The 11,011-nt window shown below is 71.8% G+C and carries 8 protein-coding genes; 4 read left to right on the forward strand and 4 right to left on the reverse strand.

Annotated elements, in window-relative coordinates; all coding sequences use genetic code 11:
• The first annotated feature begins 50 nt into the window (after nt 1-50).
• On the forward strand, nt 51-1,511 hold the full coding sequence (locus AB0A97_RS11260; protein ID WP_361147746.1) for a Gfo/Idh/MocA family oxidoreductase: 1,461 nt from the start codon (nt 51-53) through the stop codon (nt 1,509-1,511).
• A gap of 85 nt (nt 1,512-1,596) precedes the next feature.
• On the opposite strand, the gene AB0A97_RS11265 is transcribed toward AB0A97_RS11260, so the two are convergent.
• The gene (locus AB0A97_RS11265) at nt 1,597-2,277 is read right to left on the reverse strand and encodes a L,D-transpeptidase family protein (RefSeq protein ID WP_361147748.1); all 681 of its coding nucleotides are present in this window, start codon (nt 2,275-2,277) and stop codon (nt 1,597-1,599) included.
• A 315-nt stretch (nt 2,278-2,592) separates the two neighbouring features.
• Here AB0A97_RS11265 and AB0A97_RS11270 point away from each other — a divergent pair, with 315 nt between their 5' ends.
• Nucleotides 2,593-4,569 carry an ABC transporter ATP-binding protein gene (locus AB0A97_RS11270; RefSeq protein WP_361147750.1) on the forward strand — a complete coding sequence of 659 codons (1,977 nt, stop codon included), beginning with the start codon at nt 2,593-2,595 and terminating at the stop codon, nt 4,567-4,569.
• Entirely contained in the window at nt 4,566-6,347 is a 1,782-nt protein-coding gene (locus tag AB0A97_RS11275; protein WP_361147751.1) for an ABC transporter ATP-binding protein, read from the forward strand. The genes AB0A97_RS11270 and AB0A97_RS11275 overlap by 4 nt, the downstream gene beginning before the upstream one ends.
• Nucleotides 6,348-6,495: 148 nt before the next feature.
• Here the strand turns inward: AB0A97_RS11275 and AB0A97_RS11280 are convergent, their stop codons facing one another.
• The 3 genes from AB0A97_RS11280 to AB0A97_RS11290 all read right to left on the reverse strand — a co-directional run bounded on the left by AB0A97_RS11280 (nt 6,496) and on the right by AB0A97_RS11290 (nt 8,221).
• On the reverse strand, nt 6,496-6,666 hold the full coding sequence (locus AB0A97_RS11280) for a hypothetical protein (RefSeq protein ID WP_361147753.1): 171 nt from the start codon (nt 6,664-6,666) through the stop codon (nt 6,496-6,498).
• Nucleotides 6,667-6,689: 23 nt separating this feature from the next.
• Nucleotides 6,690-7,109 (reverse strand): hypothetical protein, encoded by a 420-nt coding sequence (locus AB0A97_RS11285; RefSeq protein ID WP_361147755.1) that lies wholly within the window; start codon nt 7,107-7,109, stop codon nt 6,690-6,692.
• Between the two features lie 320 nt (nt 7,110-7,429).
• A complete protein-coding gene (locus AB0A97_RS11290; RefSeq protein ID WP_361147757.1) occupies nt 7,430-8,221 on the reverse strand; it encodes a metal-dependent hydrolase in 792 nt (263 codons plus the stop codon).
• A 146-nt stretch (nt 8,222-8,367) separates the two neighbouring features.
• Between AB0A97_RS11290 and AB0A97_RS11295 the strand changes: the two genes are divergently transcribed.
• Nucleotides 8,368-10,881 carry a DUF3516 domain-containing protein gene (locus tag AB0A97_RS11295; protein WP_361147759.1) on the forward strand — a complete coding sequence of 838 codons (2,514 nt, stop codon included), beginning with the start codon at nt 8,368-8,370 and terminating at the stop codon, nt 10,879-10,881.
• The last annotated feature ends 130 nt before the right edge of the window (nt 10,882-11,011 follow it).

Here is an 11,011-nt window from a genome sequence, read left to right on the forward strand (position 1 = left end):
CAGCGAGGTTCACGCTTCCGCCACGCACCATCCGTTCCTATGGAGGACCGATGAACGAGGCACCATCGCAGAACCACGAGTCCCACGAGAACGACGGCCACGGACCCGACGGCACCGGTCCTACCAGGCGCTCCGTTCTGTGGACCGCCGGAGCGGCGGGAGCCGGCCTCGGCATCGGCGGGCTGGGCACGGGCAGCGCCGCCGCGGCCGACGCGGACCAGGCAGCGGCCGCTGCCGCCCGGGCGGCAGCGGCTCCGAAGGGCCGGCACAAGACCATGATCGGCGTACCGTTCGAAAGACGCAGCACGGTACGGATCGGCCTCATCGGCCTGGGCAACCGCGGCATGGGGATGCTGCCCCTCTACCTCGCCATCCCGGGCGTGCGGGTGGTGGCGGTCTGCGACCCGGTCAAGGACAAGGCGGCGAAGGCGGTGCGGCTGGTCACCGCCGCCGGACAGCCCGCACCGACCGCCTACACCAAGGGCGACCACGACTTCGAGAACCTGTGCAAGCGCGGCGACCTCGACTACGTGTACATCGCCACCCCGTGGGACTGGCACTTCGCGATGGCCAAGGCCGCGCTGCTGAACGGCAAGCACGCCGGGGTGGAGTGCCCGGTGGCCATGCGCATGGACGAACTCTGGGACCTCGTCGACCTCTCCGAACGCACCCGCCGCCACTGTATGCAGGTGGAGAACTGCTGCTACGGCCGCAACGAGATGCGCGTCCTGCGGATGGCGCACGCGGGCCGCTTCGGCAGGCTGCTGCACGCCGCGGGCGCGTACAACCACGACCTGCGCCAACTGATGTTCGACCCGACGTACTACGAGGGCCCGTGGCGGCGACTGTGGCACACCCGGCTGCGCGGCGACCTCTACCCCACCCACGGCTTCGGGCCGATCGCCAACTACATGGACGTCAACCGCGGCGACCGGGTGGTGCGGATCTCCAGCTTCGGCACGCCCGCGCTGGGTCTCGCCGAGTACCGCGAGGCGCACATGCCGGCGGGCGACCCGAGCTGGCGGGAGACCTACATCGAGAGCGACCGCACCTTCAGCCTCATACAGACCGCCAAGGGCAGGGTGCTGCGGCTGGAGCACGACGTGTCCACGCCGCACCCGTACAGCCGCATCAACAGCCTCGGCGGCACCAAGGGCGTCTTCGAGGACTACCCGGAGCGGATCTACATCGAGCCCGACCACACCGACGACGAGTGGGGCGACTTCAGCGAGTACGCGGAGTGGGACCACTGGCTGTGGAAGGAGCACGCCAACCCGCCCGGCGGTCACGGCGGCATGGACTACATCATGCTGTACCGGCTCATGCAGTGCTTCCACCTCGGGCTCGTACCGGACTTCGACGTGTACGACGCGGCGGTCTGGAGCGCGCCGGTGCCGCTGAGCCACGCCTCGATCAGGGCGAACGGCGAGCCGCAGGAGATCCCGGACTTCACCCGGGGGCTGTGGCGCAAGCCCCGGCAGGGCGTGGACTCACCGAAGCCGAAGGGGTGAGGAACGGGGCCGGGCGGGACCGACGCCCCGTCCGGCCCCGGCGCGGCCACCCGGCCGGTCCGGCCCCGGCGGCCGCCCGGCCGGCTCAGGCGGCGAGGTGCGCGGTGTCCCCCATGACCACGACGGGATGCTGGTGCGGATCGAGCGTGCGCAGCAGCGAGACCATCCCCGCCTTCGAGATGCTCACACAGCCGGACGTGCCGTCGCCGTGGTCCAGGTGGAGCCAGATGCCGCCGCCCTTCTTCTTCCCCTGCGGCCGGGTCGGGTCCAGAGGCGTGGTGCCCTTGACGCGGTTGTAGTCGATCGCGATGACGTGGTCGAAGTCGTGCCGGGTCTTCTTCTCCCAGTACGAGGGCGGGGTGAAGGCCGACGAGTGGGTGTACGGCAGCTTCGCGCCCGGGTCGGGCAGCACGCCGCCCGCGTCGGAGAGGCCGAAGACGCCGACCGGGCTGCGCAGGTCGTCCTCGTGATGATCGGTGGTCCAGCCCTTCCTGCCGTTGTGCGCGGGCCAGGTCGCGGTACGTTCCCACCCTTTCGGGGCCTTCGTGTACAGGGCCAGCGTCGCGTCGGGCGCGTCGGCGCCCTTCCCGTACACGGCCACGACCTGCCGTGTGTCCCCCGGGATGCGGGAGCGCAACGCCGCGCCCACGCCCGGGATGTCCTTCGTGGGTCCGGCGGCCTCCGCGGTGCGGCCGCCGCGGCTCTTTCCGTCGTCCTTCGCTGATCCGCCATCGGCGCCGCAACCCGCCAGCAGGACCAGTCCCATGGTGGCCAGTGTCGCCCTTCGTACCCTGCAGCACGCAGTTCGCATGGCTCCCATGGTCGCACCAGGACGGCGCGTACGGGCCGTACGACGCCGGCCCGTTGCGTGCGCCCCGCGCGGAAAACCGGTTGAACCGGAGCCCGGTGGCACGCCAGTCTTCCATGGCTCCCCCGAAGCAGCGCCCTTCTTCCTGCCCGCGCGCCCGTACGGCGCCCGGCACACCTCACCACGCCACGGGGCCGATCACCGGGCCTCCCGTTCGACACCCGGCCACGTCCGGATCCGAGACGTCGCCATCCGAACCGAACTTTGGACATCATGCACATTCGCGATCTTCCTCATGCCGATCCAGGAGTTCCGGACGTCCGCTCCGGTGGCCGGCTGCTCCGGTGGCTCTACCGCCAGCAGCTCGGCGGACAGACCAAGGCGCTGTGCTGGGGCCTGGTGCACACCGGTGGTGTGGCCTCCTTCCCCGTCCCGGTGGGCATCGCGGTGCAGGCCGTCGTGGACCGTTCCGGCTCCCGGCTGCTGCTCGCGGGCGGACTGTTGCTGCTGCTCGGGACGCTGGTCGCGGTCGGCGACGTGATGCTGCACCGCGCCGCGGTCACCAACTGGATCACGTCGGTGGCCCGCCTCCAGCAACTGCTGGCCCGCAAGACCACGGAGCTGGGGTCCACCATGACCCGGCGGGTGGCCGCCGGTGAGGTCGTCGCGGTGAGCACCGGCGACCTGGAGAAGATCGGCTGGTTCGTCGAGGCCGTCTCCCGGTTCGGCGCCGCGGCGCTCACCTCCGTCGGCGTCTGCGTGGCCCTGGTGGTCTACCAGCCCGCGCTGGGCGTGGTCGTGGCCGTCGGCGTACCCGTACTGGCCCTCGCCGTACTGCCGCTGCTGCCGCCCGCGACCCGCCGCGCCGACGAACAGCGCGACAAGGCGGGCCGGGCCACCGAACTGGCCTCCGACACCGTCGCGGGCCTGCGCGTCCTGCGCGGCATCGGCGGCGAGGAACTCTTCCTCGGCCGCTACCGGAGCGCGTCCCAGGACGTCCGCCGGGCCGCCGTGCGCAGTGCCCGCATGTGGTCCGTGATCTCCGCCGTCCAGGTCGTCCTGCCGGGTCTGCTGCTGATCGCGGTGGTCTGGTACGGGGTCGGGCTCGCGCTCGACGGCCGGATCGGGATCGGTGAACTGGTCACCGTGTACAGCGCGGTGACCTTCCTGCTCTACCCCTTGCGGCACTTCGAAGAGATCGCCATGGCCTACTCCTTCTCCAAGCCGTCGGCCAAACGCGCCGCGCGCGTCCTGGCGTTGAGCCGCCCCGCCGAAGGGCGGTTCGCCGGGACCGGAACGCTCGGCGGCGACCTGTACGACCCGGTCACCGGACTGTGCGCGCCGAGCGGGCGGCTGACCGCCGTGGTGTGCGGCGACCCGGACGCGGCGGGACGGCTCGCCGACCGGCTCGGCGGCCACCCCGCCGACGCCCCGGACGGCACCCCGTCGGTACTGCTGGGCGGCACGGCCCTGGACGACGTGCCGCGCGACGCCGCCCGTACCGCCGTTCTCGTCCAGGACAAGGACCCCATCCTGCTCTCCGGGACGCTCGGCGAGCTGCTGGACATCCCGTCCTCCGGATCCGTACGGGCCGAGGACGCGCTGGCGGCGGCGCAGTGCGGCGACGTGCTGGCCGCGCTGGCGCAGGGCTCGGCCGACGACTCCGGTGACCCGATGCGTACCCACATCACCGAGCGCGGCCGGTCGCTGTCGGGCGGGCAGCGGCAGCGGCTGGCGCTGGCCAGGTCGCTGGTCACCGACCCCGAGGTGCTGGTACTGGACGAACCCACCAGTGCCGTCGACTCGCACACCGAGGCCCGGATCGCGGACGGGCTGCGCGCGCTGCGCGCGGGCCGCACGACCGTGGTCCTGACCTCCAGCCCGCTGCTGCTGGACCGCGCCGAACGGGTGGTCTTCCTCGGCGCCGACCAGGTCGCGGGCGTCGGAACGCACCGCGAACTCCTGCACACCGTCCCGGCGTACCGGGCCGTGGTGACCCGGGAGACCGAGGAAGACGCCGGTCCGGCGGCCGAGTCCGTGGCCGCTGCGGCGGGGGCCGTGGCCACTGCGGCGGGGCGTGTGGCCGGTCCGGTGGCATCCGGCGGAGGTTTCGCCTGTACCGGCACCGATCAGACCGGCCGGACCGACCAGATCAACAAGAACAACCGGACTGACAAGACCAACAAGACCAACCAGATCGACCAGATCGACCAGATCGACCAGATCGACCAGATCGAGGAGAGCGCATGATCGGCTTGGCGCCACCGGAGCACGATCCGGACGCCCCGCGGACGGCCACGACCCTGCCGGTCGGCTCGCCCGCGACCGTGCGCGCCTACGTGGGCGGGCTGGTCCGCCGTCACCGGCGCGCCTTCGTCCTGCTGGTGACCGTGAACGCGGTCGCCGTGGTCGCCTCGATGGTCGGCCCGTACCTGCTCGGCGGGCTGGTCGAGGACCTGGGCGCCGGGGCCCGCGACCTCCACCTGACGCACGTCATCGCCCTGTTCGTCCTCGCGCTGGCCGTCCAGACCGTGTTCGTACGCCTGGTACGGCTGCGCGGCGCGATGCTCGGCGAGGAGATGCTGGCCGACCTGCGCGAGGACTTCCTCGTACGGTCCGTGGCCCTGCCGCCGGGCGTGCTGGAACGGGCCGGGACCGGCGACCTGCTGTCCCGCATCACGACGGACATCGACCGGCTGTCCGAGGCGATGCGCGAGGCGGTGCCGCAACTGTCCATCGGCGTGGTGTGGATCGTGCTGCTGCTCGGCGGCATGACGGTCACCGCTCCGCCGCTGGCGCTGTCCGTCCTCGTCGCCCTGCCGGTCCTGCTCGTCGGCTGCCGCTGGTACTTCAAGCGGGCCCCGCACGCCTACCGCTCCGAGGCGGCCGGGTACGCCGCGGTCTCGGCGGCGCTGACCGAGTCGGTGGACGCGGGCCGCACCATCGAGGCACACCGGCTCGGCGAACGGCGCATCGAGCTGTCCGAACGCCGGGTCCGCGAATGGACCCAGTGGGAGCGCTACACCCTCTACCTCCGCTCGGTGCTCTTCCCGGTCGTCAACGTCACGCACGTACTGATCCTGGCCGCGGTGCTGCTGCTCGGCGGCCTGTTCGTGCTGCGCGGCTGGATCACACCCGGCCAGTTGACGACGGGGGCGCTGCTCGCGCAGATGATGAGTGAGCCCGTGTCGATGATCCTGCGCTGGTACGACGAGCTCCAGGTCGCCCAGGTCTCCATCGCGCGGCTGGTGGGCGTGCGGGAGATCGAACCGGACGCCGCTGACGAGCGGACGGAACCGTCGGGGCGGGACGTTCGGGTCGACGACGTACGGTTCGGCTACCGCGCCGGTGTCGACGTCCTGCACGAGGTCTCCCTGCGGGTCCGGCCGGGGACGCGGGTGGCGCTGGTCGGGCCGTCCGGCGCGGGCAAGTCGACCCTCGGGCGGCTGCTCGCCGGGATCTACGCCCCGCGCACCGGCGAGATCACACTCGGCGGCGCCGAGCTGTCCCGGATGCCGGCGGAACGGGTCCGCGCGCACGTCGCGCTGGTCAACCAGGAGCACCACGTCTTCGTGGGCTCGCTGCGCGACAACCTGTTGCTGGCCCGTACGGAGGCCGAGGACGCCGAACTGTGGGCCGCGCTCGGCGCGGTCGACGCGGACGACTGGGCGCGGGCCCTGAAGGCGGGCCTGGACACCGAGGTCGGCTCGGGCGGCCACACCCTGACACCGGCCCAGGCCCAGCAGATCGCACTGGCCCGGCTGGTGCTCGCCGACCCGCACACCCTCGTCCTCGACGAGGCGACCTCGCTGCTGGACCCGCGCGCGGCCCGGCATCTGGAACGCTCTCTGGGCCGGGTCCTGGACGGCCGTACGGTCGTCGCGATCGCGCACCGGCTGCACACCGCGCACGACGCGGACGTGATCGCGGTGGTCGAGGAGGGCCGGATCAGCGAACTCGGCAGCCACGACGACCTGGTCGCGGCGGACGGGGCGTATGCGGCGCTGTGGCGGTCCTGGCACGGGTAGGACGGATAGAGGCCGGGGGCCGGCAGGGCCGGGACCGGGCGGCTGGGCGGCTGGGTGGCTGAGTGGCTGGGCTGAGCGGAAGGTCGGGGTGCGGCCCGGTGGGGTTGCCGGTGGGCCGCGCCACCGGCAGCTCTGGGATGCGACGCCGCTACCGGGAGCCGAGAGCGCCCGTGGTGCTGCGGATCAGGTCGACGGTGGCCTCACCGGAGAAGAGCTGCTCACCCGGCCGCACCGGCGAGGTGCCGAAGGCTTCGGTGAAGACGTCGGCGCCGGAGCGGGTCAGTTTCATGGCGACATCGGTCGCCTTGATCTGTGTCACACCGACTCGGAAGTGCTCCGGGGTCACCGTGTAGTCCAGCAGGTCGATGGGCGGGCCCGGCCGCGGCCGACGGTCGCTTCGGCGGAGGTACGGGTCCGGCCCGGATGACTGTAGAGATCCGACAGCGTCAGGCTCTGCCGTCGGCCCTCGAAGATGATCGATCCGTCCATGGCGGCCCCACCCTTGGCCAGGTCCAAGGAGACGGCTCCCCGGGTGACAGGCAGGTCCACGCAGGTACGGTCCCGGCCGGTGAGCCGGGCCGGTCCCCCGGCCCGCAGAGCGATCCCGGCCTCGGTGAGCCGGTGGGCGGCGGGAGCCGTCAGACACATACGGCTGCCTCCCTTCACCGGCACGGTCAGGCCTTCGGCATGGGCGGGCGGCAGGGCCGCTGCCACCACCGCGATGAGCGCGACGGCGGACAGGGCGATCTTGATCCTCGGCATGGCGGCCCCTCCGGGAGATCACGGCCCGGGCCGCCGCCGTACTTCCCCTCCCGGGAGCGACAGCGAACCGGCACACCGGGCCTGTCCTTGCGGAAAGGTCAACGATCAAGAGCCGGGTACGACACCGGCGGGTGGCGCCGGGCTGCCGGGCCGACGGGCTGTCGGACAGCCGGACTGCCGGGCCGCCGGACTGTTGGACAGCCGGGCCGACGGGCCGACGGGCCGACGGGCCGACGGGAGGAGGCGACGCCGCCTGCTGTGTCATCCGCCCCCACCCCACCAAGTCTGTCCCCACCCCGCCCGTCAAGCCCCGCCGCCCGTCAGATGTAGCCCAGTGCTCCCAGCGCGCCGATGCCGCCCAGCAGCATGAACGCGGGCATCAGCACCTTCAGCTCCACCCAGCTTCCGGCGCGGAACCGCATGGCCTTCGGCGGGCCGAGGGGGTACCAGCGCTTGCGGCCTATCGGTATGGGCCACAGGATCGGGCAGCCGGAGACGGTCAGCGCGTCACCGATGTCGTGGACCAGCGCGCCGAGCACGATCGGCAGACCCAGCCACAGATACTCCTGGCCGGGCTCGGTGAACAGCCAGCCCGCTCCGTTGCCCGGCTGGTCCAGGACTCCGGCGAGGATCCAGGCCGTCGCGGCGCCCAGCAGCCACACCAGGACGTCGCTGGAGACCCGCGCGGCCCGCCACAGCAGGCCTTCGATGGCCAGCACCATGTGGACGAAGAGGATGCCGAGCACCGCCCAGCGGCCGCCCTGGACCGCCAGGAGGGACATCCCGCCGCCGACCAGGACCGCCCACAGCCACGTATGGGTGAGGGTGCGGTGCCCGCCGTTGCGGTGCGAGTCGCCGCGCATCTTCGTGGCCTTGTAGACCGCGTGCGAGATGGTGTCGACGACGTCGCACACCGCCCGCGAGAGCGGTCCGAAGGCACGGGAGATCGTGGCCGACTTGTGGTCCAGGTCGGGGGCGAGTGCCGCGCCGGCGCTGATCAGTGCGCCGACGACGAGCACCGGCCAGGGCATCGGATACCCCGCGGCCGCCGTCGCCGCACCCACCCCCAGCCAGGCCGCGGCGCCGGACAGCGAGTGCGCCGGTCCCATCATGGTCGTTCCCCATCCCGGATCGATCTGGTCGCCTTGCTCGGATCCCGGGTTTCTGACGCCGGGTCGGCGACACAGCGTAGCGTCAGATGATCTAGGTCTGACCCGCCGGTTGTCCGATCCGGACCACGGGAAGGCAGTATGGGGGCGTGACCCTCATCGATCATCTCCCGAACGACGCCGACCCCGATGCCCTCTTCGAAGCCTTTTCGAGCTGGGCCGAACAGCAGGGCATCGCGCTCTACCCTGCCCAGGAGGAGGCGCTGATCGAAGTGGTCTCGGGGGCGAACGTCGTGGTGTCCACCCCCACCGGCTCGGGGAAGAGCCTGGTCGCGGCGGGCGCCCACTTCAGCGCGCTGGCCCGGGACGAGGTGACCTTCTACACCGCGCCGATCAAGGCACTGGTGTCGGAGAAGTTCTTCGACCTGTGCAAGCTCTTCGGCACCGAGAACGTCGGGATGCTCACCGGCGACGCCTCCGTCAACGCGGACGCTCCCGTCATCTGCTGCACCGCCGAGGTGCTCGCCTCCATAGCGCTGCGGGACGGCAAGAACGCCGACGTCGGCCAGGTCGTCATGGACGAGTTCCACTTCTACGCCGAGCCGGACCGCGGCTGGGCCTGGCAGATCCCGCTGCTGGAACTGCCGCAGGCACAGTTCGTGCTGATGTCGGCGACGCTCGGCGACATGTCGCGGTTCGAGGAGGACCTGACCCGGCGCACCGGCAGGCCGACGGCGGTCGTGCGCTCCGCGACCCGGCCGGTGCCGCTGTCGTACGAATACCGGGCGACCCCGATGACGGAGACCCTGACCGAACTGCTGGAGACGCGGCAGGCCCCCGTCTACATCGTGCACTTCACGCAGGCCGCGGCGGTGGAGCGGGCGCAGGCGCTGATGAGCATCAACATGTGTACCCGCGCCGAGAAGGACGAGATCGCGGCGCTCATCGGCAACTTCCGCTTCACGACCAAGTTCGGACGCAATCTGTCCCGTTATGTCCGGCACGGAATCGGTGTGCACCACGCCGGCATGCTGCCCAAGTACCGCCGCCTGGTCGAGAAGCTCGCCCAGGCGGGCCTGCTGAAGGTCATCTGCGGTACGGACACCCTCGGCGTCGGCGTCAACGTCCCTATCCGTACCGTGCTGTTCACCGCGCTGACCAAGTACGACGGCACGCGCGTGCGCACCCTGCGGGCCCGGGAGTTCCACCAGATCGCGGGCCGCGCGGGACGGGCCGGTTTCGACACCGCCGGCTTCGTCGTCGCCCAGGCGCCCGAGCACGTCGTGGAGAACGAGAAGGCGCTCGCCAAGGCCGGTGACGATCCCAAGAAGCGCCGCAAGGTCGTCCGCAAGAAGGCGCCGGAAGGCTTCGTCAACTGGGGCCAGAACACCTTCGAGAAGCTGATCGCCTCCGAGCCGGAGCCGCTGACCTCCCGCTTCCGGGTCACCCACGCCATGCTGCTGTCCGTGATCGCACGGCCCGGCAACGCCTTCGAGGCGATGCGCAAGCTGCTGGAGGACAACCACGAGCCGCGCCGCAACCAGCTGCGGCACATCCGCCGTGCCATCGCCATCTACCGCTCGTTGCTGGACGGCGGCATCGTCGAGCGCCTCGCCGAGCCGGACGCGGAGGGGCGGATCGTCCGCCTGACCGTCGACCTCCAGCAGGACTTCGCGCTCAACCAGCCGCTGTCCACCTTCGCGCTGGCGGCGTTCGACCTGCTGGACCCGGAGTCGCCCTCCTACGCGCTGGACATGGTCTCGGTCGTGGAGTCCACCCTGGACGATCCGCGGCAGATCCTCGCGGCCCAGCAGAACAAGGCCAAGGGCGAGGCGGTGGCCCAGATGAAGGCCGACGGCGTCGAGTACGAGGACCGCATGGAGCGCCTCATGGACGTCGAGTACCCCAAGCCGCTGGAGGAGCTGCTCTCGCACGCGTACAACCTCTACCGCAAGAGCCACCCGTGGGTCGGCGACCACCCGCTGTCGCCGAAGTCGGTCATCCGCGACATGTACGAGCGGGCGATGACCTTCACCGAGTTCACCTCGTTCTACGAGCTCGCCCGCACCGAGGGCATCGTGCTGCGCTACCTGGCGAGCGCGTACAAGGCGCTCGACCACACCGTGCCGGACGACCTGAAGTCCGAGGACTTCGAGGACATCATCGCCTGGCTGGGCGAGATGGTCCGCCAGGTGGACTCCAGCCTGCTGGACGAGTGGGAGCAGCTGGCCAATCCGGAGGAGGAGACGGCCGAGGAGGCCGCCGAGCGCGCGGACCAGGTCAAGCCGGTCACCGCGAACGCGCGGGCGTTCCGGGTGCTGGTGCGCAACGCCCTGTTCCGGCGGGTCGAGCTGGCGGCGCTGGACAAGGTCGAGGAGCTCGGCGAGATGGACGCGGAGTCCGGCTGGGACGCGGACGCCTGGGGCGAGGCGATGGACGCGTACTGGGACGAGTACGACGAGCTGGGCACCGGTCCGGATGCGCGCGGGCCCAAGCTGTTGCAGATTCAGGAGGAACCCGAGCACGGGCTGTGGAAGGTACGGCAGACTTTCGCCGACCCCAACGGCGATCACGACTGGGGCATCTCCGCCGAGGTGGACCTGACGGCCTCCGACGAGGAGGGGCGCGCGGTCGTGCGCCTCACCGCCGTGGGCCAGCTGTGACCGGTCGGGGGGGGCCCCCCCCGGGGCCCCCCCCCCCCCCGGGGGGGGCGCCCCCCCCCCCGGGCCCCCCGCGCGCCCCCCCCCCCCCCCCCCGCCGGGGGGGGCGGGGGGGCGGGGGGCGGAAAGAGGG

Origin of the sequence: Streptomyces sp. NPDC045470 (assembly GCF_040646595.1) — a bacterium.
In the GTDB taxonomy this organism is placed as follows: Bacteria; Actinomycetota; Actinomycetes; order Streptomycetales; family Streptomycetaceae; genus Streptomyces.